19 protein-coding genes are annotated in these 26,281 nt (G+C 47.1%); 4 read left to right on the plus strand and 15 right to left on the minus strand.

Features of this window, described 5'->3' with window-relative positions; genetic code table 11:
* Positions 1-175 precede the first annotated feature (175 nt).
* The 4 genes from ABD880_RS07055 to ABD880_RS07070 form a co-directional block, all read right to left on the minus strand.
* A complete protein-coding gene (locus ABD880_RS07055; RefSeq protein ID WP_345164042.1) occupies positions 176-871 on the minus strand; it encodes a hypothetical protein in 696 nt (231 codons plus the stop codon).
* 151 nt (positions 872-1,022) lie between these two features.
* A complete protein-coding gene (locus tag ABD880_RS07060) occupies positions 1,023-1,625 on the minus strand; it encodes a hypothetical protein (protein ID WP_345164044.1) in 603 nt (200 codons plus the stop codon).
* Positions 1,626-2,252 (minus strand): NuoI/complex I 23 kDa subunit family protein, encoded by a 627-nt coding sequence (locus ABD880_RS07065; protein ID WP_345164045.1) that lies wholly within the window; start codon positions 2,250-2,252, stop codon positions 1,626-1,628. It abuts the gene before it with no gap.
* Between the two features lie 4 nt (positions 2,253-2,256).
* A complete protein-coding gene (locus tag ABD880_RS07070; protein ID WP_345164046.1) occupies positions 2,257-3,360 on the minus strand; it encodes a complex I subunit 1/NuoH family protein in 1,104 nt (367 codons plus the stop codon).
* A 702-nt stretch (positions 3,361-4,062) separates the two neighbouring features.
* Between ABD880_RS07070 and ABD880_RS07075 the strand changes: the two genes are divergently transcribed.
* Positions 4,063-4,782, plus strand: a complete 720-nt coding sequence (locus tag ABD880_RS07075) for a hypothetical protein (RefSeq protein WP_345164048.1) — start codon at positions 4,063-4,065, stop codon at positions 4,780-4,782.
* An 82-nt stretch (positions 4,783-4,864) separates the two neighbouring features.
* Positions 4,865-5,470, plus strand: a complete 606-nt coding sequence (locus ABD880_RS07080) for a DUF1801 domain-containing protein (RefSeq protein WP_345164050.1) — start codon at positions 4,865-4,867, stop codon at positions 5,468-5,470.
* Here the strand turns inward: ABD880_RS07080 and ABD880_RS07085 are convergent.
* The 5 genes from ABD880_RS07085 to murI all read right to left on the minus strand — a co-directional run bounded on the left by ABD880_RS07085 (position 5,463) and on the right by murI (position 9,388).
* Positions 5,463-5,996 (minus strand): flavodoxin family protein, encoded by a 534-nt coding sequence (locus tag ABD880_RS07085; RefSeq protein ID WP_345164052.1) that lies wholly within the window; start codon positions 5,994-5,996, stop codon positions 5,463-5,465. The two genes, ABD880_RS07080 and ABD880_RS07085, sit on opposite strands and share 8 nt — an antisense overlap.
* 69 nt (positions 5,997-6,065) lie before the next feature.
* Entirely contained in the window at positions 6,066-6,437 is a 372-nt protein-coding gene (locus tag ABD880_RS07090) for a VOC family protein (protein ID WP_345164053.1), read from the minus strand.
* 41 nt (positions 6,438-6,478) lie between these two features.
* Complete coding sequence (locus ABD880_RS07095; protein WP_345164055.1) at positions 6,479-7,654, minus strand: glutathionylspermidine synthase family protein; 1,176 nt, start codon at positions 7,652-7,654, stop codon at positions 6,479-6,481.
* Between the two features lie 201 nt (positions 7,655-7,855).
* On the minus strand, positions 7,856-8,497 hold the full coding sequence (locus tag ABD880_RS07100) for a Cj0371 family chemotaxis-regulating polar lipoprotein (RefSeq protein WP_345164057.1): 642 nt from the start codon (positions 8,495-8,497) through the stop codon (positions 7,856-7,858).
* 75 nt (positions 8,498-8,572) lie between these two features.
* Positions 8,573-9,388, minus strand: coding sequence for a glutamate racemase (gene murI / locus ABD880_RS07105; RefSeq protein WP_345164058.1), 816 nt, complete (start codon positions 9,386-9,388; stop codon positions 8,573-8,575).
* A gap of 147 nt (positions 9,389-9,535) precedes the next feature.
* Here murI and ABD880_RS07110 point away from each other — a divergent pair, with 147 nt between their 5' ends.
* The gene (locus ABD880_RS07110; protein ID WP_345164059.1) at positions 9,536-9,940 is read left to right on the plus strand and encodes an SPW repeat domain-containing protein; all 405 of its coding nucleotides are present in this window, start codon (positions 9,536-9,538) and stop codon (positions 9,938-9,940) included.
* A gap of 128 nt (positions 9,941-10,068) precedes the next feature.
* Positions 10,069-11,976 (plus strand): ABC-F family ATP-binding cassette domain-containing protein, encoded by a 1,908-nt coding sequence (locus ABD880_RS07115; protein ID WP_345164060.1) that lies wholly within the window; start codon positions 10,069-10,071, stop codon positions 11,974-11,976.
* 115 nt (positions 11,977-12,091) lie between these two features.
* Here ABD880_RS07115 and ABD880_RS07120 read toward each other — a convergent pair whose 3' ends face one another.
* The 6 genes from ABD880_RS07120 to ABD880_RS07145 form a co-directional block, all read right to left on the minus strand.
* Positions 12,092-12,775, minus strand: a complete 684-nt coding sequence (locus ABD880_RS07120) for a hypothetical protein (protein ID WP_345164061.1) — start codon at positions 12,773-12,775, stop codon at positions 12,092-12,094.
* Positions 12,776-12,879: 104 nt separating this feature from the next.
* A complete protein-coding gene (locus tag ABD880_RS07125) occupies positions 12,880-14,079 on the minus strand; it encodes a CaiB/BaiF CoA transferase family protein (protein WP_345164062.1) in 1,200 nt (399 codons plus the stop codon).
* Positions 14,080-14,212: 133 nt separating this feature from the next.
* Positions 14,213-15,601, minus strand: coding sequence for a T9SS type A sorting domain-containing protein (locus ABD880_RS07130; protein WP_345164064.1), 1,389 nt, complete (start codon positions 15,599-15,601; stop codon positions 14,213-14,215).
* Between the two features lie 691 nt (positions 15,602-16,292).
* Positions 16,293-17,537, minus strand: coding sequence for a T9SS type A sorting domain-containing protein (locus tag ABD880_RS07135; protein ID WP_345164066.1), 1,245 nt, complete (start codon positions 17,535-17,537; stop codon positions 16,293-16,295).
* Between the two features lie 849 nt (positions 17,538-18,386).
* The gene (locus tag ABD880_RS07140) at positions 18,387-20,135 is read right to left on the minus strand and encodes a T9SS type A sorting domain-containing protein (RefSeq protein WP_345164068.1); all 1,749 of its coding nucleotides are present in this window, start codon (positions 20,133-20,135) and stop codon (positions 18,387-18,389) included.
* Positions 20,136-20,783: 648 nt separating this feature from the next.
* Positions 20,784-26,141: a YDG domain-containing protein gene (locus ABD880_RS07145; RefSeq protein ID WP_345164070.1), complete on the minus strand. Its 5,358-nt coding sequence runs from the start codon at positions 26,139-26,141 to the stop codon at positions 20,784-20,786.
* Positions 26,142-26,281 lie beyond the last annotated feature (140 nt).

Below are 26,281 nucleotides of genomic sequence, written 5' to 3' on the forward strand. Positions count from 1 at the left end.
GCTCAGATGAAAACAATGATGCCTTATACGCACCAACATCCAAACACGAAGGTACTTCTTTTCCCACTTCCGATTTTGGCCTCTTTTCTGCAAATCAGGGTAAAAACGCAGACAACTTAAGAGAAACTTTGAAAAGGAATTATAGGTAAATCAATGATAAAAAAGACAGGAGAATTCAATCAAAAGGTGCCACGGATATTATCTTGAAAGCATCGCCCTCCTTGATAATTTGCACCGTGATGCCCGAGGCCGCGTAGACGTCCTTCCACTGTACAAAGCCCTGCACCTTATTATCATAAGTTAAGACTTTGGCCCAGACAGGGTCTTCATGGTCTCCGTCCTCGGCAAGCTGCAGAATGGGGTACGCAAGCACCGCACTTTTGGGCGCTTTGAGTGAGGGCTTACTGAATACGCCCAAGAAGGGCTTCAGCCCGATGACCGTGGTATACAAGTCTACTTCATAGTTGTCTAGCTGCGGGCTGTAAAATCTATGCGATTGCACGTACGGGAACTGGTAGACGTCATGGCCTTCTTCCTTCTCGATGGTCCCGCCCAAAACGAGCGCTTCTTTCAGTCTACTAAACCCGTCCATCTTTTGTATGAAGTCCTCCAGAAAGTCTGTCTTGCCATAAGACTCTCCCCCATGCGAAATGGCAACGCTATCACTTACTATATTCAATAGAAACGCAGTATCCTTATTGGTGCAGGCGGTGATGACTTGTTGAACAAAAGCGGCAAGTTCTGGCAAGGCCTTGGTCTCATTCAAGGGCTTCACCGAAAACGTTTTATGCGTCACCTTCTGCTGGGCAAATCCAACAGAGGCAGAGAAGAATAGCAGAAGACTGAAGAAAAAGGAAAGTACGCGCGCCATGCAACAATTTACCAAAAACTAAGAACGATTGGAAGAGTTGGAAAGTGTTTTACTGCTTGAAAGAATGAAAACTCATTTTTGAGCTCTTTTCTGGAAAACAGGCTAAAAACGATTACTCGCACTCTTTTGCCTAGTAATCTTCAAAAGTTGGTTAAAAGTCGGTTTGAGGCATAGGCGAAAGTGAGTTCTCTAAAAAATACTCCTTGCCTTCAATCTTAACAGTTTTAGGTATTCTGCTGTAGTTGATCCCTTCCATTAAACTAAATTGGAATAAAGCATCACGTCCGAATAAATTCAAATCAACAGTTCTAAACCTTCTAAAATGCAGAGACTCGTCTTTCACTAAGATGGCACGCCAATTTGGGTTACCAGTTACGCCAGTTTCATAGTGCTGAAGGATTAGCTTCTCATGGCTACTGTTCCTTGATGCGTAAACTATTCTATCTTCCTTGAGTTGAGGAGGAGGGCTTATTACTTCCCAAAAAAGGGAAAACCCAAAAATGATTAAGCAAAAACCGGCTCCCAACAGCTGTCCGATTGCTACCCTGGATTCACCTTTTGATAAACGGCTACAACCAGTCACAAAGGCAAATAAAGCTAATAGCCATAAAACAGAAAGAATAAGTCCTCCTTCTAAGAAAAAGTTGGCAAACGGAGACCTTGGTTCATAAAAAGTACTTGCCACTACTTGAATCAGAAAAAGCAAAGCACCGCCTAGTAAGGCTGTTGAGAATTTGATGACTCTAATTTTCACTTACTCCCCTTTCTGCTGTTGGCGGGCTTTCATGGCCTCGGCTTTGGCCAGGGCTATGGCTTCCTGCTGGTCTGCCCAGAGGCGCTTCTTTTCTTCGGCCTGTTCTGGCGTGAGGTCCGTGAAATGGTAAATCATGTTCTTGATGTCTACCTCTGCAAAGTCATAGACCTTGGTCATGGTGAGGCAGTCAGTGGGGCACACGGTGGTGCAGAGGCCGCAGTAACAGCATTTAGCCAAGTCAATGTCAAACACGGGCGCGTAGAGGCGCTTCTTGGTGCCGTCAGAAGTTTCGCCTATCTCCTCGGTGGCTTTGACTGACTCGATGGTGATGCAGTCCACGGGGCAGATTTTGGCGCAAAGATCGCAGACAATACAGTCGTCAATCTCGTTGTGCAAGCGGTAACGGCCGTTCTCAGGCACCGGCAAGGACTCATACGGATAGGTGAGCGTGACCAGGCCGGTATCCTGCTTGAAGTAGTTGGGATCTGCAATGTGCAAGGGCGAGCGCCGCTGTTTGGCCTGGACCAGATGTTTGAACGTCAAGCCCATGCCCTGCCACAAGGACTGAAGGTCCCGCCAAAAGCCGCGGCGTTGCAGACTGCCTAATTTTTCCTGAGGGTTCTCCATGGGTTTAAATCATCAACAAACGCCAGACGGCGGCTACTAACACTAACGCTAACGCGGCGGGCGTGAGTATTTTCCAGCACAAGTGCATGAGTTGGTCTACGCGCATTCTGGGGAACGTCCAACGCAACCACACCTGCACCAGCATCAAGACTAAGGCTTTACCTATCAACCAGAAGAAGGCCCACAGGTTTCCGGACCAGGCGCCCAACGTGCCGGTGGTCCAATCGGCTAGTTTCACAGGACCCATGTTGGGGAAAGGCGTATTCCAGCTTCCTAAAAACAGAATCACGGCCACCAGACTCACCAACAGCATCATGGCATACTCGGCTAAGAACAAAGTGGCAAACCTGAACCCGCTGTATTCTATGTGAAAACCGGCCACCAACTCAGACTCGGCCTCTGGAATATCAAAAGGTGCACGGTTACACTCAGCCAAAGAGGCGATAAAATAAATGATAAACCCGAAGCTAAGTAACGGCATGCGCACGATGTTCCAACTTAAAATGCCGCCCACATGGGTCACGTCTATGCCCAGCGCCCTAAGTCCGAACAGGTAGTTTACCTCCTGCGCATACCCCGGAAACTGTTGCATTTGCACGCCCTGCTGAAAACTGATTTCCTGCAAGTCCAGGCTCTGGCTGATGATGACCACACTCAGAATGGCAAGTCCCGCCGGAATCTCATACGACACAATCTGCGCCACCGACCGCATGGCCCCTAGCAGGGCATATTTGTTATTGGAGCCCCACCCTGCCATGAGCAAACCAATCACATCCAGAGACACAATAGCCAGCAAGAAGAACAACCCGATAGAAGTGCCAGACGGAACCAGCTCAGGCGTTAAGGGAATGACGGCGAAGCCCGCCAGCACTGAGGCAAAAATGACCAACGGGGCAAACTTAAACAGCATTTTATCTGCCGCGGCTGGCACGATGTCTTCCTTCTGGAGGAGTTTTAGTAAGTCGGCGGCGAATTGGAGGGTGCCGTACGGACCGGCCTCCATGGGCCCCAGGCGGTCTTGCATAAAGGCAGACAGCTTCCGTTCGGCGTAGAAGATGACTACCACCACGCCTAAAATGAGAAGAAGTACCAACGGCAGTGCCCACATGTGCTCAAGGAGTTGACCAGTTCAAAGGTACATGTATTCAGGATTGATTGGTAATGGATGGGCTGGTGTTTTTGCTGATGTCGTTTTTGGCTTGTTTTCTGGGAATTAGGCGGAAAAGGATTTTGATAACTGATTGATAATTGTGAGTGGCCAAGCTGAACCTACCCTGCCCGCCGTTGTTGGTGTTATCACCAACAACCCAGACTGCTTCTCCAGCTGTAGTACAAGTTGTGCATGCATTTGGCTGTTCCTGAGAAATACTGCCTTTACCGGTGCGAAGTCACAGCCTTGTTTCATTTCTCCTGCTAAGCGCTCATGGCCGCGGGGCCCAGTCTTGGCCCTTCGCACTGCTGTTGTACTCTGGGCCTTTGGCCCCGCCCTGCCGGGCGACGAAACAACAGAGGCGCTCAGGACCAAGACTGGTTCTGGTCCCAATCCTGTAAGGACTTGATGGTTGGTTCTGGTAGTTGCAGGCAATGGCTGTCCCTGTCGCTGCAGAGTCATGCGTGCCAAGGCACGGTCTGCTTTATCTTGGCTCACGTGGGGCGGCGGGTTTAACACTCGCCTCCTAATTTAGAAGGGGTTTTAGATGCCTAATCGAAGAAAAATCGCTTGGGTGGCCTAATTCAAATAAACTCTCTATTTTAGTCCTTCAATTAGTGTGACTCTTATATGTTGTTGAACCTGCTATTGCCCTTCTTCATGTCCTTGACTCAACCCTTCACTCCTGGATTTTCTGAGGCGCCGGCGCTAACCGGTCAGGAGGTGATAGCGAAAATGCATAAAGAGTACGCCGGCAAGTTTGACCCGTATTTCACGTTTGACCAGACGGCTATCTTCTACAATGCCGCTGGTGAAGTTACCAAAAAAGAGGTTTGGCATGAGGCTATTGCGTTCCCCGGGAAGTTGGTGATCAAGTTCAATGAGTTTGAGGCGGGTAACGGCGTGCTTTTTAAAGAAGACAGTCAGTTTGTATTCAAGAACAATGCGCTGCAGAACCAAATGAGACGCGTGCATGACGTGCTGGTGCTAGGCTTTGACGTGTACCACCAACCGGCAGACCGCACTGTGGCCCAGATGCAGGAAGCGGGCTTTGACTTGAGCAAAGTATTCAAGACTACCTGGCAAGGCAAAAAAGTGTACGTGGTGGGCGTAACGTCCTTAGACCAGAAAGCCAGCCATTTCATCATTGATGAGCAGAAACTGTGGCTTTTGAAGACGGTGCGCCAAACCGGCGAAAACCAGACGGCGGTAGAGTTAAAAGGCTACCAGAAATTAAAAGGGAACTGGATTGCCACCGACCTCACCTTCAGCGCAAATGGCAAAACAACCTTGCATGAACTGTACTACAACATGAAATTCCCGAAATCCTTACCCACTGAGATGTTCACGGTAGAAGGCTTCAAAAACGCCCGCTGGTAAATTCGATTTTGGCTTATTTTCTAGAAAATAAGCAAAATCGGATTTTAAAGTCAATTAACAATCAACAATTAGCAACCAATCAATGGCCACTACCATAAAACTGACGCCTGCCCAGCAAGAAGAGAAAATCAATGCATTCTTCACCAGCGCGCCTGCATACGCCCAGCCTATTTGTGAGAAATTGCGAGAAGCCATTGCCGCCGCAGACCCAGAATTGCAACCGTCCTGGAAATGGGGCTCACCGGTTTATGAAAAAGCAGGCGCGGGTATGGTCTGCTCCATTGGCGTGCACAAACAACATGTGAACTTGGTCTTCTTCCAGGGAGCGTTACTGCCTGACACCCATGGCATTTTCACCACCGGCCTGGACGCCAAAACCATGCGTACCATCAAGTTCACAGAGGCTTTACAGATTAATGTGCCGTACGTAGTGGAATATCTGCAAGCAGCCGCCCAACTGAAACCCGCAAAAGCCGCTGTATCCACAGAGCGGAGCGAGATTGAAATCCCGGAAGATTTGAAAAAAGCCTTAGCCGATGCCCAACAGCTAGAGGCTTTTGAGAAGATGGCCTATACGCACCGCAAAGAATACGTGCGCTGGGTTATGGAAGCCAAACGACCAGAAACCCGCAATACGCGCATTACTAAGACGGTAGAGCGTATTACTGAGGGTAAGAAATTCAGCTAAGCTGCTGTAGGGCGTCTTGGATTTCGCGCAGGAATTCGCGGTGGTTGCCTATGTGGTAGATGTCTGTTTCCAGTTCCTCAGTGGAGGCGTACAGACTACTCCCGTAGTGCATGTTCAGGTATTTGGCAGTGAGCTTGAACGGCACTTCAAAGCCGTCGGGTAAGGAATCATCTGCGCCAACGGCTATTAAGAAAACAGATTTGCCTTTCAATTGTCGGCCTAGGTGCTTTTGCACCGTCACCAAGTCTGTGAGTCGATCAAAGAAGATTTTAAGTTGCCCGCTCATGGCATACCAGTACACTGGCGTAGCAAAGACAATTACCTGATGCTGTAACAGCTGGTCTACAATCTTCAGAAAGTCATCCTGCGTAGGATAGTCATTCTCATAGCGGTACGGCCCTACTTGGTAATCCAGCAAATCTATGATTTGGTGCGGCGTCTCTTGAAACACCTTCTGCACGAACGCCGCCGTGTCACTTTCCTTTCTGGCGCTGGCTAACAGAATGAGGGGAACTTCTTTATGCATAAGGGCTATTAGGAAGCAGAATGGTTTTTCAGATATACTTTAGCAAAAGGTATCAGAAGAAGGACAAGTTTATGCATGCTTTATCCTCAAAGGAGAAATGATGATTCTAAAACCGTCTGGGTCAAGGATCATTCTTCCATTTATTTTCCAATAAGGATTTTTGGGAGCCATTAATGTGAATCCCATCTGATGAATCTTGTCCAGAATGCGCTCGTGTTCAGCATGTGATATTGGGTAAAAAACCAAGACGTCATCTTCATCAAAAGTGTGAACCGCCTTCTCACTGGATTGAGTAAACTCTAAATGCCAGTCACTCTCCTTCTTCCCTAAGAATATGCCATCATACCCGTTGTGACCTATAAAGTTCCCAAGCACCTCAAGCTCGAGCACTTCCGTGTAAAATTCCCTCATTTCAGGAAGGCGGCTGGTGTGCCGGGCCACTCTAAACAACATATAGAATTACCAATTGATTACTTAAAGGATTACTCCACCACGTGGGCTACAAACTGGGACAGGTTGGTGATGATGCCTCGCTCACGCCTAAAGCCGATGGCACAGCCTTCGCCGGCCCAGAAAACCCCGGCCTGGTAAAGGTAGCGGTTAGTGTCCTGGGGCATGTCGGCCCAGGATTGGTAGATGTGCTGCTGGTTGCCGTACTGGCCCGAGGTAGAGCTTACGTCTGAATTCTCACGCACCTGTATGTTCTGGCCTTCGCGCCCGAAAATGGGTTTCTGAACCGTCTTGCCGGAAAAGGATTTGAACTCGGTACGCAACAAGAGCGGGTGATATGGGAACTGTTGCCACAAGACGGCCAGCATGGCTTTGCTCTGGAAAATAAGGGAGTAGGCCGGGTTAGCAATAATGATGTTTCTGGAAGACTGCAAGGCCACCAAGTCCTCACACAAATCTGGTTCTTCTTGCGCCAGCATCTCCCAAGGCACCAGCTTAAAAAGAAACGTGAATTTCTGCCACTGCTCGGCGCCGGTCTGGGCCCAGATGCCGCGCTCCACGCCCACCAAAGAAACTTCCATTTCATGTACCGGACAGACGTGGGCCGTGAACCCGGCTTCGCGGGCGGCTTCTGCCAGCACCTCGCAGTTGGTGCGGTCTTCACTGCTTTCGCCTAGGTAAACTAACAAAAGAGACGGGTCTAAATCTGGGTTCAGGCCTTTCCAGGTCTGGAACTGCTCTAGCAACGCCTCGTACAAGCCGTTGGCCTGTTGGGCGTCTTGTTTGCCGGCGGCCGCTAAACTGGCCCACTGCACCACAGAAGTCTCTGGGATGGACGTGGCCGTGTCTGCATTGAACTCCAACAGCTTCACGCCGTCTGGCGTCTGCGCGAAGTCAAACCTGCCATATAAATGCCAGTGGCGGTCATCGTTCCAGGAATGACGCACGGCCCGCCACAGTTTCTCGGGGATGCCCACTTTGCGCAGGAAATCGTCTGGCAATTCATCGGGCACCGCCTCTACCATCATCTGGTATACTGTAGTGGCCGCGTCCAGCAGTTCATCGGCGCTGGCTTGCGTTAAAACTACGGCCTCACCACTCAAATACGTCTGGCACTCTTCCTCCACTACCCACTGCCAACCCATCTGATTGACCATTGACGTAACATTGCCATGATGCGGCATCAGTTTTACAGGCAGAGAAGACATGTTTTTAATTAATAATTAAGAATGAATAATTAATAATGACCAGTGATGAATGACCAATTATAATGAATGAAGAAGACTTTAAAGCTTAGTTAGGGCAACACGTTCACAAGTCGTTTTTGGCCTGTTTTCTGTAAAACAGGCCAAAAACGATAATGCATCAGTCTTACATCTTGTGTCTTATATCTAGCGTCTCTTTAAAGCTTATCCGCCAAAACCGCCTGACCGGCCAGAGGATCTTCCGCCAAACCAGCCAGAGCGGCTGGAGCTAGGACGGGTAGAACGGGTGGTGGTAGTGGTGGGGCGGCTGTAGGGACCGGCGGTTCCTTTAAAGGCTTGGGCGCCTCTGGAGCGTTCTGCTGCGGTCTGCTGACGCCAGGCGTCGTTGCGTTGAATGGTATTTGGGTTAGCGTAATACCGTGGGTTAGGCGACATCATGCGGCCGGCCATGTAGCCAATGCTACTCCACATGAGCACGTTCATCATGCTAAAGCCAGAGCCGTTCTGCGGGTTCACCTGTGCGTACTCCTTCATTCTATCCTCCAGCTCCAGACCTTGCAGCGTGTCTACTTTGCCGTCTTGGTGTTTGAGAATGGCCATCACCTGACCAGCACCCGCGGGGCGTTCATCGGTAATCTTCCAGTTGTCAGGGCCAACTTCGGTCATTTCTGTGATAACACCCTGGGTGTAGGAAGCTGCTTCCTGGCCAGAATTCCATTCAGTAGAGGTTTCCTGGGCAGAGCGGTTGTCTGAGCAGGACACTGTCGTTAATCCCAAGCAGGCGGCGGCGCTTACCAACAGCATGTTACGGGACAGATCTCCAATTTTAAAATATCGCTTCTTCATGGCTGTGGCGTTTTTGGCTTGTTTCTATAAAAATAGGCCAAAAACGGCAAGAGCGCAAGTACTATGGGTTTGTAATTACTCCCAGAGCGGGTAATGCTCTAGCCGTACGGCCTTCTGGAAGAACAAACGCGTGGAGGCCTCAAAAGATGCGGTATAGTCAGAAACGTAGAAATGGGGCTCTCCTTTCAGCTGGGCTGAGGCCAGGTTCAAGCGATGCAACACCTCTTGTACGTGCCGGGCTACCAACTCAGAAGTGTCCAGCACGGTCACGCGGCCTTCATAGAAGCGGTCAATCTGTTCTTTAATGAGCGGATAATGCGTACAGCCCAAAATCAGGGCTTCAATGTCTTGCAGGCTGGGGTCTGAGAGATAGGTTTGGATGACGCTCTCAGAAATGGTGTTGTTAAAGAAGCCTTCCTCAATCATGGGCGCCAGCAGGGGCGTTGCCAGGGAATGCAGCTCTATGCCTTTGTCCAGGTTGTCAATCTTCTTTTTGTAGACGTTGGAGTTGACGGTCTGCTTGGTGCCAATGAGACCGATGGATTTACCTGCATACTCCTGCCCTACGTATGCTACTACCGGGTCAATCACGTTGAGGACGTGCGCCTTGCTCCCCACGTATTCTTTGACCAGTTCATACGCTGCCGCCGAGGCCGAATTACAAGCAATCAGGATTATTTTACACTGCTGGCGCAAGAGCAAATCACAGATTTTTACCGCGTAGGCCTGTATGGCGGCCGTAGACTTGTCGCCGTACGGCAGGTGCGCCGTATCCCCGAAATAGATGAGCTGTTCTTGCGGCAAAAGGGCCTTAATGGCTTTGGCGACGGTTAATCCGCCAATGCCGCTGTCAAAGATGCCAATGGGCCGGTCGCGTGGTTCTGTCTGCATGATGGCGCAATTTACGAAACAATATCCGGGTTTCACGCAAAGCCATCATCTTGCTTTAATACAAAGCAAAATCAACCCAAATAAAAACAAACAAGATTTAAAATCGTAAAATACCATACAACACAAACCTAAAACAGGAGAAACATTATGAAATTACTTTCAACCCGTGCCCACGGGATAATGGATTATCTAGTGGGTGCTCTATTGATTGCCGCTCCATTCATCTTTGATTTTGACCGCGGCGGTGCTGAGACGTGGGTGCCTATGGTTGTAGGTGCTGTGATTATTTTGCAAGCCTTGATGACCAATTTTGAGGTGGGCATGTTTAGAGTGATGTCTATGCGCATGCACTTGACCATGGACTACCTGATTGGTATTTTTCTAGCCGCCTCACCATGGCTTTTCAACTTCAGTGATTATGTGTACTTGCCGCATTTAGTGGTAGGTATCATGATTGTGTTAGAAGCCATGATGACCAGAGTGACTCCAGAACATGGAGCCGCTACGCATAACCCGCTAGGACGGGGAATGCACCATGGCCATTCTCATTAAGGGAAGGGTCTTATTTAAGTTAAAGAAAAAGCAAAGAAAAGGCCGGGCCACGCATCCCGGCCTTTTTTATGTCCATTGAATTTGGCTGGCAGTGGTTTCCCCTATCCCATTTGCGTACCTTTGCGGTTATGAATTACCTATCAGCAGATTCCATCTCTAAAAGCTTCGGGGACCGGTGGCTTTTCCAGAACCTGACCTTTGGCATTAACCGCGGACAGCGCATTGCCTTGATTGGGGCCAACGGAGCCGGTAAAACCACGCTTCTTAAAATATTAGCCGGCACCATGCCCACAGACAACGGATCTGTGAGCGTGCGCAAAGGCATACGGGTGGGCTACCTATGGCAACAACCAGAATTCCCGGCCGGCGCTACCGTGCAAGAAGCCATTTTCTCTGGCCAGACCGCCGTGTTGGACGCCATCAGAGACTACGAGGCCTGTTTAGAAGACCCCAACACCTCTGATGACCGCATGCAGAAGGTCATGGAGCGGATGGAAGAACTGCACGCCTGGGAATACGAGGTGCGCACCAAGCAGATCTTGGGCAAACTGGGCATACAGAACCTGGACGTACTGGTAGACCATTTATCTGGCGGTCAGAAAAAGCGCGTAGCCATGGCCCGCGTCTTGATTGAGGAGCCAGATCTTTTAATTTTGGATGAGCCTACCAACCATTTGGACCTGGAGACCATTGAGTGGTTTGAGAACCTTTTAACCACAGAGCAAACAACGCTCTTAATGGTGACCCACGACCGTTACTTCCTGGACCAGGTAGCTAATGAAATTGCCGAACTTGACCGCGGTCAGGTGTATAATTACAAAGGCAACTACAGCTATTACGTAGAAAAGAAAGCCGAGCAAGAAGAAGCCAACTCTGCGGAGATGGGCAAGGCGAAGCAACTCCTCAAAAAAGAACTGGATTGGATGCGCAAGCAACCACGCGCCCGCGGCACCAAGTCCAAGTCCAGGGTAGATGCTTTCTATGACCTCAAAGACAAAACTTCTCTAAAAGACACCAGAACAGCGCTAGAGCTTTCCGTTAAGACCTCAAGGCAAGGCAACCAGATTCTGGAGATTGACCACTTGAGCAAGCGCTTCGGGGAGAAGGTAGTGTTGGATGACTTCAGCTATGTGTTCAGAAAGAAAGACCGCGTGGGCATTGTGGGCCCTAACGGTGCCGGCAAGACCACCTTCCTGAACATGCTCACGGGCAAAATGGCGCCAGACAGCGGGCAGATCATTCCGGGCCAGACCACCGTTTTTGGTTATTATACCCAAACGGAGCTTACGTTCAATGAGGACCAACGCGTGATTGACGTGGTGAAAGAGGTAGCCGAAGTGGTGGAAACCGGCAACGGCGAAGTTATCACCGCCAGCCAATTCTTACAGCACTTCCAGTTCCCGCCGGCCCAGCAGTACACGTTTGTGCGCAAGCTGAGCGGCGGTGAGAAACGCAGACTGCAGTTGTTGCGCGTACTCATTAAGAACCCAAACTTCTTGATTCTGGATGAGCCTACCAATGACCTGGACATTCAGACGCTTAACATCTTAGAGGACTTCTTGCTACAGTTTGGCGGTTCTTTGCTGATTGTGAGTCACGATAGATACTTCATGGACCGTTTGGTGGAGCACTTGTTTGTGTTTGAGGAGAACGGCCACCTGCGCGACTTCCCGGGTAACTACACAGACTACCGGGAGTGGGCCAAAGAGCGTGAAGCCTTGAAAGCCAACGAGCCAGAAAGCAAACCTTCCCCTAAACCAACGCCTGCAGAAGCCCCGTCGGCGGCAAAACCGGCGGCAGTTGCTCCAGATGCAGCTCCTAAACGCAAGGCCTCTTTTAAAGAGAAGCAAGAGTATGAGAAGCTTGAGCAAGAGATAGATCAGTTGGAGACCGAGAAGGAAACTCTAATAGAGGAAATGAACAGCGGCTCTGCAGACCATACCCGCCTGGCTGACATTGCCCAGCGCGTGCAGGAAATCACGGACCAGTTGGAGGCGAAAACCGAGCGCTGGTTAGAATTAGCTGAGTTTATTTAATCTGTCACCCTAACCCGTTTTTAGCCTGTTTTCTAGAAAACAGGCCAAAAACGAAGAAAGGCACCCGCTCTCTGTGGGTGCCTTTCTTCGTTTATAAACACTAAATGATGCCCTTTTAGTAGATGGTAGCTTTCTTTTGCTGAGCGCTAAAGGAGAAGCCCACTTTCTGCGGTGTGCTCACCATTTGTTCCTCTAGCTTCTGTTTGACGGTGATTTTCCTGATCTCATCTACGTCTGGGGCTACCAGGTCATTATTGACAGAAGCAATCATAGCACTCTCTGTGAACAGGCGCAGGGTCTCTTCCGTGATCTTGTTTTTGGACATGTCACTGTAGTTCAGGTCCAGCTGCTTTACCCCTTCCAGGTAAAAGTGGTTGTCTATGTTGATGAGCACGCGGCCTAGCAGATAGCCAGGATCATTCAAGCGGTTGTACTTGATGGAGTCTGCCATGAAGTTGTAGGCCATGATGTGCCCGAAGAATCTTCTTCTAAAGTCTTCCTCTACGTAGCGGCTGCGCATTAACTCATGCTCATCTGGCAGCGTGATGACGTTGGAGTGCATCACAAACACCAGCAAGTCACCAGAGAACTTTACATGAAACTCAAAGTCATTGATGCTTCTATACTCTATCACTACGGTGGTATCTACAGTGGCCAGCCGCTCTGTGAGCTTACCTACCAGTTCAATGGACACCTCGCGCAGTTGATCAAACACGGTTTTAGTGTTTCTGAAGATAGCCTGCTTAGAAGATGACTTCTGATGCAGGCCCTCAAATATTGCTTCCAATCTATCTTCCATATTCTGCAAATTATCAGCTTAGATGCAAGGCACTTGACGCGCCAGAACATCTGTTATAGTACCCTTAGCACCGCAAATTAGTTATCTATTTCGCAATCTGAGCATTATTGGGCAATTCCCTGGTCTTTTAATTTTTGCACCTGCGCTGCCGTGAAACCGGCCATGGCTTCAAGCACTTGATGGGTGTGCTGCCCAAAGGCCGGCGGCGGCATCAATTGGCTTTCTTGTTGGTTCTCAGAGGAAAAGGCCACTTGCCGTAGTCCCTTCAGGCCAGAGCCTGCATCCTGAACCAATTGTGCCTGCGCTGCCGGGATGGCCAATGCTTCTGGAATGGTATGAATGGCTCCGGCCGGCACTTGCCTGGCAATAAGTGAGGCTAACAATTCCTCGCGGTTCTGCTTTTTGATTTCGGCTTTTAGGAAGGCGTTCACTTCTTGCCGGTGCTGGACTCGGGCCTTGTTGGTGGCAAAAGCAGGGTCCTGGACTTTGTTGGGGATGCCTAGCACGGCACATAGGTGGGCAAACTGGCGGTCATCGCCTATGGCCAGCACCAGGTCCTTCTGGTCTGCGGTTTGGAAGACGGTTCCATAGGGCACAATGTTAGGGTGCTCTGAACCCATGCGCTGCGGGGTGACACCGGCTACCAAGTAATTGGTGGCCTGGTTAGCCAAAGAGGCGATGGCCGCCCGCAGCAAAGATACTTCTACGTAACTCCCTTTGCCGCTGCGCTCCCGTTTTAGCAGCGCCGTGAGGAGGCCTTCTTTTAACTGGTGCGCTGCCAATAAGTCAATAAGTGCCACGGGCATTTTAACGGGCGGGCCGCCAGGTTTACCGTTCAGGTACATGAATCCTGCCTCGGCTTGCAGCACGGCATCATAGCCCGCGCGAGGCTCCTGGCTCCCGTACCCCGTAATGGCGCCGTAGAGGAGTTTTGGGTTTCTGGTAGTTAGAGTTTTATAGTCTAACTGCAGCTTCTCAGCATCGCCGGGTTTAAAGCTGGTGATGACCATGTCTGCCTTATCTAGCAACTTGTACGCTACCTCTCTTCCTTCTGGCTGAGACAAGTCTAAGGCAATGGACTGCTTCCCCCAGTTAGCCGAAGCAAAGTACGCCGACACGTCTTGCGCGCTAGATTCCGTAGCCAGCCTCCAGCGGCGGGTGACGTCTCCCTGGGTCTTCAGGTTCTCTACCTTAATAACGCTGGCGCCCAGCTCGGCAAAGAACTGCCCTACGCTGGGTCCTGCCAATACGCTGGCTAGTTCTATCACCATCATTCCTGAGAAAACGTCCTGATCTGGTTGCATATCCGTTTTTTGGCAATTTTCCCTAAAATAGGCCAAAAACGCCTATTTAGAAAAGTGATAGCTAACCAGAAGCGCATAAAAAAAAGCACTAGCTGTGCGCCAGTGCCTTTTTTATCTGTTATACTACCTGTTTCTATTGAATCACTATGCGTTGGGTATGTAGCACTTCTTCTGTAGCCACAGACACCAGATAGATGCCTTTTCTAAGGTTGTAGCCTGCCAACTCCACCCGCGTTTCTTGCAGGCTGGCATCTAGAGGTTGTGTAGCTACTATTTTACCGTTCAGGTCTGTGAGCTTAAATAGTACGGGGCCTTGGGTACTTGTGTAGTTCTTGAGCCTAACCGTCAAGTAATTCTCTGTAACCGGGTTTGGGTAAATGCTTGGCTCCAGGCTCTTGGCAGAAAGCGCGCTTTTTACCGAAATTACTTTAGAGTATTCAAAGGCCTGGTCAAAATCTACCTGTTTTAAGCGGTAATAGGCTACTCCGGCTAAGGGGGCGGTGTCTAAGAATTTATACTGACGCAAGAGGCTGCTGTTACCTGCTCCTTTTACTGTGCTTATCTTATAAAAGTCTTTACCGTTGCTGCTACGCTCTACCTCAAACTGGTCATTGTTGATTTCGGTGGCGGTGCTCCAAGACAGTTCAACTGAGCCGCTTCTGGCTAACCCAATAAAGTTGACCAGTTCTACGGGTAAAGGGTTAGGATAAGGTGCAACGGCCAATGTCTTGATGATATATGCCCCAGTTTTTTGACCAATAGCGTCTACCTCTTCTATCATTACCCACATAGTCCCTGCTGTTGTGCCTGCTTTCGCAGACATTGGATTCACAGTTTTATTAACAATCGTCCAATCTTCAGGAGCTGACCAAGTATAAACAAATGAGTTGGAACTAGTCACTGAATAATTAGAAGTGGAGCCTGACATTGGGTTAGCATTACCATCAATGCCATCAATGCCAATGGCTGTAAAACTAGGGCTAGTAGGTTGACAATACAATGCCTCTCCTCCCTCATTCCTTAATGGAAAAGTAATTTTAACTGGATCTGTGATTTTCCCATGTTTTGTTGAGACCGTAAGTGATTCCATCTGAGAGAACTCATATGCACTCATTTCATAAGAAAATTCATCATATCCTTGGCTCTTAAATGTGCCATGGGCAGAGGTGATTGTATATTTGATTGCATACTCTGGAAGAGTGGTGGGATTTTCTACAGCGTACATTATTTTATTGCCCACCGTTTCAGATGGGACTGATTGAGTTGCTAGACCTGGAGTTATTGCAGCATTCTTATCTGGTAGTTGAAAGGCGACGAACTCAAAGTTGCCATTCTTATTGCCATTGACTACTCTAAACGTAAGTTTAGCTCTGCCATTGAGAATGGAAACACTTTTAAATGTTACCGTAACATCTTGATTTGAAATTGTAGTGGGTGTACCTAGGCATTGAGCATGAACATTTAGAGAGAGTGCAATGGTAATTAGAAATGCACTTACGCAGGCAAGTAAAGTTGTTCTCATATTTGTTTTCTTGGATACAATAGGATGTTATAGTGTAGTATGGGGCGTAGATTACCTAAGATATAGGTAGTTGAGTGGCAAAACTGTACGGGAAGACTCAAGGCATTTCACCTTAAAATACATAACACATTGAAATTCATATGCTTGCAATTGAAATAAGAGCACGTAGCTTAACTCAGCTTTATTGTAAACCTGCCAGGGGTTGCAGATAGCGCCTTCATGATTTAATAGTTAATCATATAAAAGTTACATAGAGCATTTTCGCTTAACAAGCTACCTAACTGCTTAAAACCTAAATTTTTATATGATTACTTCTAATGATCGGTTTGTAATACTAACAAAGTCTTCGCTAAAAGCCAAGAATAGCTACATAAAAAATTCATTTTATTATTCGGATATCCATATTATCATCCAAAAAACGTAGTTATGCCAATATTTTATTTAAACTTTCTAATCAAATTTAATTTAGGACTGCTTCAAATCTGTTGAAATAAGAAGATTCAGGTTGGCTGATGCCAGAATATGGAGACTACTGCCCTTCTAATTACTACTCTAAGCAACAGTTTTGAGCACAAGAGACTATGCCTTATAGAATGGGAATTGTTAAATGCAAGGTGTGTAAGCGATTTGAGCATAAAAAGATGGCGGCCAAAAGCCGCCATCTTTCCCTATAGCATCCTATTGCTACTTGCTATTGAATGACAATGCGCTGCATTTTGGACTCTGCCCCAGATGAAACAGAAACCACATACAACCCCTGTCGCAATCCTAAATTTCTTAGGCCCAGACTTGTCTCCCTCCTACTGCCTAACATGGTGTTACTGTATAGCAGCTTACCGTTCATATCCAGTAATTGCAAAGTAAACTCACTCTGTCCCTCTGGCATGCTCTCCACTTGAACAGATAGCTGACCGTCTGTAATGGGATTAGGAAACAGTTTGACTTTTAACCCTTGGGCAGAGGAGCCTGAGGTATGCTGGACGGCAATCACTTTTGAGTATTCATGAGCTTTGTCCCAGTCAATCTGGTTAAGCCGGTAATAGATGGTACCGGCGGGGGCTTGCCTATCCATGTATTTATAGCTTAACAGGATGCTACTGTTCCCAGCACCTTTTACCTCTCCTATGGTAGTAAATTCTTTTCCGTTTAGGCTACGCTGTACCTCAAAGCGGTCATTTTCTATCTCTGTGGCGGTAGACCAGGCCAATTCTATGCCGCTTCTTCTAGAAATGCCTTCAAACATGACCAGTTCTACGGGTAGTGGTTCTGCCGGCTCACAATTCTCATCCTGCAGGGTGACAAACAGACTACTCATATCTGAGACGCAGGCCCGGTCTGGATAGGAAGAAACCACTGTGATGACCTGTTGCACACCCGGCATGCTAGGGTTGGCGTCTTCGGTGGACAGGTCAAAGGCAGAGAGCACCTCTATAAAGGGCTCACCTTCCCCACCACCTACTGGAATAAAGCCTTCAGGTAAAATGAAATCATATACGGCCCCCTCTACTGGGTTGGTGACAGAGTAGACATAGGGAATAAACGGCTCACCTTCCAGGCCGCCTTCATAGATGTAACAGATCACCTCAGGCCCTTGTAGGTCGGCATCAGGCAAGGTGCAAGAACTTACGCAGCCGTTTTTAGGAGTGACAGGCGTTGTCTGGACTTTGGTGCCGCATTTATTGTGCTTCACGGTTAATTTAATAGTCCCGTTTTTCTCGCCGGTTCTTACTCTAATGGAATTGGTCCCCTGCCCCGAAATGATAACCCAGTCTTTGGTAATATCACCGGTGGTGGACCTGGGCATTTCCCATACATAACTATTAAACTCTGGGTTAGCGACGACGCTGTATGTGAGCACTTGGCCGTGGCAGGGATCTACAAAAGAACCCACAATTTCTGTTGGCTTAGATTCATCACAGCCGTTCTGTTGGGTCATGCTGGCTGTAGACGGTGAAGCAGCGGGGCTCTTTTTAAATGGTTTACCCAACATAGGTGCCTCACTGAGGGTGTGTGCACTATTGGCATAAGAGGGTATTTTAGATTGACTTGCCAAAGTGTAGGTGAAAGTTCCGTTTACCAAAAAGTTTTGGGCCTGATTTCTGACGGGACCTATAAATAGTAAGGTACACACTAGTATGACCCATATGAGTATGAGCTTTTTCATGATGTTAGTAGGATAGCGTGGAATAGGGCGGTAAGGCATGGTAGAAATCCTTGCCTGAATAGCAGACAGGGACTTACTTAGGGACGGGATGTTCTGCCAAGAAAAACTGCATGGTTGTTACACAGATTAATCTTAGCAAGCAGTGTAGCAATAAAGGCCAGCATGTACCTTATTTCTAAAATTTATGAGCTGCAATCACTATGCCTGACATGATTGTCAAGGAAGAAAGCGTGCCCTGCTCAATACCTTCTTACAGGTACATAAATGACTAAGCAGTAACTGAGTAATTCAAATCCTGGGGACGCATGCGTCTATCACCCTATTTATAACGCCAACACTTTCAACGTGTTACGATTTTATAACATCTCATAATGAGGATACTATGCTATTCTTTAATTAATACCAATAAGACGGTAAATATGATGGATATCATGTCTCTTGCTCACCAGTTTAAGTTGCCTAGTTTAATTTTGTTATAGCTAGAAATCCATTCATGGGCTATGATTCTAATTGTTGGATAATAGACTACTGTTGTTTTCATTACGCGTAAACCACCCTAATACAAAAAAAAGCAACGGCCAATGACCGTTGCTTTTCCAGTAGCATCCTATTGCTAACCTTTTATTGAATTACGACTCTTTGGACCTGGGTAGTTTGCCCTACAGTTAAAGAGAGAATATACATACCCTTCCTGAGGCCCAAGGTGTTGACTTCAAGCCTTACCTCGCCAGAACTATCCTTTAACTCCCTGCTATGAACGGTTTTGCCGTGTATGTCTCGTAGACGAAGGGTGATAGCCCCCCCCTGCCCATCAGCATGGGCGTACTGCACTACCATGGCGCCATCCATTACTGGGTTTGGATGGATGGTCATGCGCTGAGTAGATTCTACTTTAGCGCTCCTAACCGCAATTACCTTAGAGTACTCCTGGGTATTGTCAAAATCTACCTGATTGAGCCGGTAGTAAATAGTACCGGCAGGGGTTTCTCTATCTGTAAAGGTGTAGTGTAGAAGCAAGCTGCTGTTGCCGGCGCCTTTTACCTGGCCTATCTTTATGAAGGTTTTACCGTCCAGACTCCGTTCCACGTCAAAACGGTCATTGTTTATTTCTGTGGCAGTAGACCAATTTAGGTGAATGGCACCTTTGCCAGAAGCAGCCGTGAAGGTGACAAGCTCTACAGGTAAAGGATTAGCCGGTTCACAATTCTCATCTGCCAGGTTCACCACAAAGGTGCTTACCGTAGAGCCACAGTCATTAGAAGAGATCAACGTAATGGTTTGCTGTTCACCCACTTCATTTGGATCTAGCGCTGTCAATACTTCTACCATTCCGTTGGAGATGGGCGTTACTATAAATCCTTCATTAGGAAAGACAAAATCATAGGTAACTCCTGCCTGTGGATTCTGTACACTAAAGAGGTAAGGGTTTTCTGTGTCTTCATAGATATAGCACAAGGTAGAAGGGCCGGTGATGGTGCCACTTGGTGTTACACACCCAATAGGGCAATTTTTACCCATGGATACGGGCTTGGTCCTTACTTTGGTGCCGCAGGTAGAATGGGTTACTTTGACCTTCATGGTACCAGGTCTTTCACCTACCCGCACCTTAACGCAGTTGGTCCCCTGGCCAGAGATAATTACCCATCCCACCGGTGATACTCCGTCAAAGGCCCTAGGCACATCCCATTCATAATTAGTGTATTCAGGGTTTGCTTCTATACAGTAAGTGACAATCTGGCCTGGGCAAGGGTCTGAGGGCCCACTCATGACAGATGGTTGAGAACTGTTACAGTTAGCATTTTGCATAGCCTCTCTGGCGGCGGCGGCACAGGCAGAAAAATCAAAGATAACGGCGCCACTAAAATTAGACGCTTTGGCCTGCACCCACAGTTTATCCATCAAAGAAAACTCATAGGCACTAAGCTCATACATGAATAAATCTTCATTGGTGGTAGAGTTGCCACTTCTGTTTTGGCAATACCCTACAGAGTTAGGTCCATCAAATTTAGCCGCGTAAACACTACTGCCTTTAGCCTGATTAATTGGGGTTAGATTGGACCCGTTCTCAATACTAAACCTGTACTTGTTAGTGGGGCAGATGAAAGTAGGAAGGGCTGAGGTAAGTCCTGCTCCATTGGGCATTTGAAAAGACACATCGCTTAGGTCTTTTGTCTTGTCGTTTCTTATTTTGAAGGTTAACCTAACGTAATTATCGTTATCAAATTTTTCGGCGCTTATAAAGGTAAAGGTGAAATCATTGTCAGTGAGTCTGGGGGTAGCTGGACCGCATTGGCCAAAAACAAACTGAGGATAGGAAGTAAATAGAATGGTAAATAGGGTAATTACCCATGAAAGTAAAAATCTTTTCATGATGATACTTGGTAAGCGGTAAGTAGTAGGATGGGTAAGCAAAAACGACTGTCTGGGAGACAGGTAAGAGGGACGGCGTAACTTACACAGCAGGGTAAGTGAAGGATGCGGGATGCCTATAGCAAGTCTGGAACCTGGCTAGCAGGAAGAGGAAGCTTCTAGACCTAAACCTAGAATTGACTCGGCAACAAACACCTGCCAGAAGGGGGATGTGGGCAGTAAAAGGAGGTAAATATGAAAATCTGCCTAAGAAATAAGGGCAATTTTCTAATAACAATAGAAACTCTGGAAGGACCCTTTGTTCTTCTAATTGTTCTATACAAATCTTAACGTATTACTATTGAAGCAGTTACGTTAAATAGCTAATTTATGAATAATTTATATCTCTTATAAACATAATCATAATTACAAGCATAAAGCCTTCATTAATTGTTACTTTTTAAGATAATATTTAATAAATATGATATTTAGCAACGACCTCATTGTATCTCATATCAAAAATTATTCAAACAAAAACGGTCTACAATTTTATCTATGCGCACTCTTGGTACAACCATAAATGGGTATAAAATAAAAGCAGCGATCAATGACCGCTGCCTTTCCCTATAGCATCCTACTGCTATTTTTAAAAGTAATTTGTTTTCTCTCTTAGCGTTTCACAATCCTTAAGTGGGTATTTACTTCTTTGCCTATCACTTTTAAAAGGTAGCTACCACCTGTTAAGGTAGACAGATCCAAGGTCTGGAGCTTACCTCCCTGTAATTCCCTGGCTTGTAAAACGTGACCGTTCAAGTCCATTACCTGTACCTGTATTGGAGCATCACTTAAATGCGCCAAGTCTAAGATTAGAACATCTGAGGTTGGGTTCGGATAGGCTTTTACCGCAATGGCAGCGCTAGTTGAGGCTTTCATCTGAGTAGAAACCACTTTGCTGTACTCAAACTTGCCGTCAAAGTCTACTTGTTTCAAGCGATAATAGGCGGTACCAGTCAGAGGGCTCAGATCCTGGTAGGTGTAATTCAACAGCATATTGCTGTTACCGTTTCCTTTCACTTTGCCAAGGGTAGTGAAGTTTCTGCCGTCTTCGCTTCTTTCTATTTGAAAATACTCATTGTTAATTTCTGTGGCAGTAGTCCAGGACAATAGCACCTTCCCTTTTTGAGCTTTAGCGGTAAAGCTTACCATGGTTACCGGCAATGGATTGACAATGTTTGCCGCGGCGTTGTTGATGGAGACTAAGATGTAATTAGCTCTTTGCAAGCCTATGAGCTTAGCGGTGGTCATATCAAAGACCACGGGCTTTTGCACTCCCATATCTGCGTCTAAGAATCTAGCCACGCCTTCAAAACTAACGTCATCTCCGGTTATCCTATCATTGATGGTGACAGAAGAGATGGTAGCCGCCGTGGTGCCATCCCATAGCTTGTCTTCGGCTACAAAAGAACCTATAACAGATTTAGGGTTAATTTTCATTCTCATGCCCATGGGCAGGGAGAATAAGTAATTACCAGCGTCTGCTCCCGCATGCGTTAACCCAGACAAGGTTACTATCCTGTCACCGGCATCCTTGCTGTCACACATACCGCTAGGCTGTCCTACCAAGGCCACCGCATCATTGGGTATCATTCCATCTAAGGTGGCCGTTCCTGTAAAGCCTAATACATTGGCCACACCATCATAAGGCTTCTCATTGGCAGTGATTCCAGTAATAGTCAATGGCCTTTTGGTTATGTTAGCTGAGGCTGAAACTACTGGGTTTGACAAGACATAGTTTGCGGCCTTGGTACCAGAAATTGCCAAACCAGCAATGGATATTGGCTTGTTTACACCCACATGCTTGTCATTGAATTTAGCCGACGTATAGGTAACCGTTAGATCATCTCCTGCTACTCTGTTATCTGATAAATTGATGAATGCCAAATCTGAACCGTCATATACTTTATTTACCCCGGCCGCACTTATTACTAGTGGTCTAGCTGTCACCTTAACTCCAGCATAAGCAATATTAGGAACAAGGTCATAATTATTTTTGTCGGTTGAGCCAATTGATAGAAGCAGTTTCACGTCTTCGTAACTTCCAACATTAACATTTGATAAATCAAAAGTGATATAAAGACTTACAAAGTCAGGTGAGATTACGCCAGTTAAACTTTGGTTTGAAATGGTAAGATTGATGGTGCTACCGTACTCAATTGTATAAAATGCTTCAATAATTGGAGTAACTACTTTAGGCAATATTTTAGCACTAAGGCCTGGAGGAGTGAAGCTAAAGGTATAGTTACCGGCCTGTGCTCCTTTGAGAGAAGCATTGTTATAAGACACAGCAATTGGGTCTACAGGGTCATTGTGATTATTCCGGTTCACTCTGGCAGAAGCAAATGTTCCTGCTCCACTCCAAGTAACCTCATCACCTGCAAGAACTCCATTCAAGGTCCCTTCAATTATAGCAGCAGTAGTTCTATCATAAATTTTATCCAATGCTTTAGCATTTGAGACGGTTAAGGCTTTAGGGTTGATGGTTGCTCTTAACCCAGTGGGATTGGTAAGCGTGTAGTTTAGTGCTTTTGCTCCCGCCAAAGACCCTGTAAAGGTAACATCCCAGGTACCCGCATTCACTGAGGCAAACGTTCCTGTTGGCGTAAAGCTCACCTGATCCGTGCCTACTATCCCTGACAAGGTTCCTGATATGGTAGCGGCATTTGTCTTATCATAGACTTTGCTCTGAGCCAAGGCATTGCTGATGGTTAAGCCTTTTGGCAAAATATTAGCCGTTATTCCAGTTGGCTGCGTCAAGGCGTAATTAAGTGCATCAGCTCCCGTCAAGGTACTAGTAGAAGACACGCTAATACCGTTTCCTGCATTGGCGGTGGCAAAGTTGGCTACTCTGGTCAAGGACACAACGTCATCAGTGATAACGCCATTTAGGTTTCCTAAAAGCGTAGCCGATGTTAAACCGTCATAGGTCTTGTTGCTGGCCCCGGCCCCGGCAATAGTGACCGGTTTGGCAGTGATGGTAGCTTTTAAGCCTGTGATGGCCGCAAAGGTATAATTACCGGCGTCAGTACCTGTGAGGGCATTGCCGGTAACAGTCACTGCTTTATCAACTCCTACCGTCTTAGTATCAAATGTGGCTGTTAGTAAGGCCGGATTAAAGTTTACAACATCATTCTGCACCACGCCAGACAGCGAAGGTGTTCCTTGCAAGCTAGCTGAAGTAGTTCTGTCATACACTCTGCTTACTGCCGTAACCCCAGAAACAGTTAGGCCTTTTGGGGTGATGTTGGCTGTAAGCCCCCCAGGCTGCGTGACGGAATAATTGATGGCTTTTGCGCCGGTCAAGGTGGCATTAGGCGTGATGGGTTTGCTTGTCCCTACATTTTTATCATTAAAAGTAGCAGCCAACTGTAACGTCACATTCCCCGCATCCTCAGATTCAACTCCACTTAAGCTACCTGTTACGGTGGCTGCTACACTTCCATCATAGACCTTACTTTGTGCTATAGCGCTAGAAACAGTAATTGGTTTGGGTGTAATGGTGGCTGTCAAGCCAGTAGGTTGTTGCAATAGATAGTTGCCAGCGCTGGTTCCTCCTAAGGTGATCTCAGAAGTAACATCCCGTAATCCCACCTCAGAAGACTGAAAAACTCCTTTGCCAACAAACGTTACATTATCTGGAGAAATGACTCCGGCTAAAGTACCTGTTATGGTGGTGGCTCGGCTAGCGTTGTATACTTTACCCAGAGCCACAGCATTTTGGATAGTAATTGCCTTAGGCGTGATATTGGCATTTAACCCTGCCGGTTGGGCAATGGTATAATTACCTGCGTCTGCGCCGCCCAATGTGCTGACCACACTCACGGCAATGCCAGTCCCCACATTGATTGAAGCAAATACGCCGGCATGGTTCACGGTCACCTCGTCACCCCCTACAATACCTTCCAAGTCACCTGAGATGACTGCGGCGTTTGTTCTGTCATATACTTTATTATTGGCAGAGGCATTGGCAAGCGTCAATGGCTTTTTGGTGATGGTAGCACTACCCGTGGCAGTGCCACCAGTTGGGATGGCGTAGTTATCCTGATCTGTGCCTACAAACGTAATGCCTGAGACCGTTACTTGATGGGTATTGGCCGATTTGTCTGCAAAGTCTGCACTTGTATGCGCTACACTCAGATTATCACCAGGAATGATATTGGTGGTGAAGGTGACTGTAGCATTTGTATTGCCATCATATACTTTGTTTTGAGCATTGACCGTTAAGACAATCGCCCTTTTAGTAATGTCTGCCGTAGCGGTGGCCGTGGTGTTCACTGTATAGTTACCGGCGTCTGCTCCAGAAAGGCCAAGGCCTGTCACTGTAACCGTTTTGCCAGTGCCCACATTCTCATCAGAGAAAGTAGCCGTGCCACCAGTGTAAAAGACGGCATCTCCGTTTAAATTTCCAACCAATGATCTATCTATAATAGATGCAGCGGTAGTTTTGTCATAGACTTTGTTGCCTATGGTTACCTCACCCACAATGACTAATGGCGTAATAGCCCCTCTCACGTTTGTGGACAAGGTATAATTTATTTTATCAGCACCTGTTAATGATGCTGTTGGGTTGGCAATTGAGACTGGCTTATTAGTACCAACAGCTTTCGTATCAAAGGTGGCCGTCATCCCGGCGATGTTAACAGATACATCATCTGTACCTATGATGCCGTTTAAAGAAGGTGATCCAGTTAAACTAGCACTAGTTGAGCCATCATACACTCTAGTGCTGGCAGAAACGCCTTCTAACGTGATGGCTTTGGCAGTAATGTTGGCGGTAGAAGACGCCGTAGAATTTGAAAGAATATAGTTGCCTGCCCCACTTCCACTTATTGTGATACCTGTAACGTTTACTGTCTTTCCTGTACCCACGTTTTTATCTGAGAACAATGCTTGTCCCGCGTTAGCACCTATTCCATCTATTGCCAAGGCATCTGTTGCCAAAGAAACTATGGCTACCTCACTACCATCATAGATTCTGTTCTGAGCAGTTGCGCTTACCGTAAGTGCTTTGGGAGTGATAGTCGCTGTAGTAGTAGCAGTTGTGTTACTGAGAGAATAATTACCTGCATGAGTACCACCAATGGATATTCCGCTTACGGTGACTGTTCTAGCCCCTGCATTTCTAAAATCAAAGACGGCATTGGTATACCCCAGTGTAACATTGTCTGACTCTATTTTATCTGATGATAAAGAGGCAGTTGCGGAGGTATTGCCGTCGTAAACCTTATTAGGAGCCGTGGCAGTAATTGTAATTGGTCTTTTAGTGATTGACAATGTAACCGGCACCCTAGTACTAACTAAATTACAGGAGTTGCGTGCCTCTGCGTAATAAGTATATGTTCCGAAAGCAGTTTGTGAGGGCGTAAAAGTAGAGGATGTTGCTGTTGAAGAAATACCCGTTGCAATTTTTGTCCCTCCTGTTGCCACTGAATACCAATCTATGGACACCCCAGAAGGCATAGTCACAGTAAGGCCTGGTGTAGCCGTACCATAAACAATGCTCTTATTGCCACTACTTACAGGAGCAGATGGTGCTCCTGTGACATTGAAGGATGAAGAGAAAAATAAGTTGTTCCCATTTTTTATTCTTACATAACGTCCGTTCCCGGCAGCAGAATTTTCAAATATAAAAGAAGCAGAGCCTCGGCCTGGATTGGAACTTCCATTTCCGGTGGTAATTGTTGCCGCGACAGTCTGAACTACTATAGAATTTGTTGCATTTCCGTTGGTAACTTCTATTGAATAGGTATTATTATTACCTCCAGCGGTAACAGTGACAGTGACTTCATTCCCCACACAATAAGGCCCTGCTGGAGAAAGAGTCACCGTCTGCGCCTTAGCACCATAGGCCGTGAATAGAAATAAGAAAAGAAGAAGTAGTGCTTTGCCGTACTTGAGAAGTGTTTTTTGAGAATAGGCAAATAGTAACGGCAGACGGGTGTCCACCCATGAAAGTAGAAGTTTTTCCATGATCAAACTCAGAAAAGAATAATAGCTGTTGTAGGAAGCAGTAAAGCAGTCACCTGTGGTCAGGCGGAGGAGGTGCAATAGGATATCGTACTAAAAAAGGGCGAGAGAAGGCCATTAAAGCCAACAATTACCTGTAATAA

It is taken from the genome of Nibribacter koreensis (genome assembly GCF_039541795.1).
Taxonomy (GTDB): domain Bacteria; phylum Bacteroidota; class Bacteroidia; order Cytophagales; family Hymenobacteraceae; genus Nibribacter; species Nibribacter koreensis.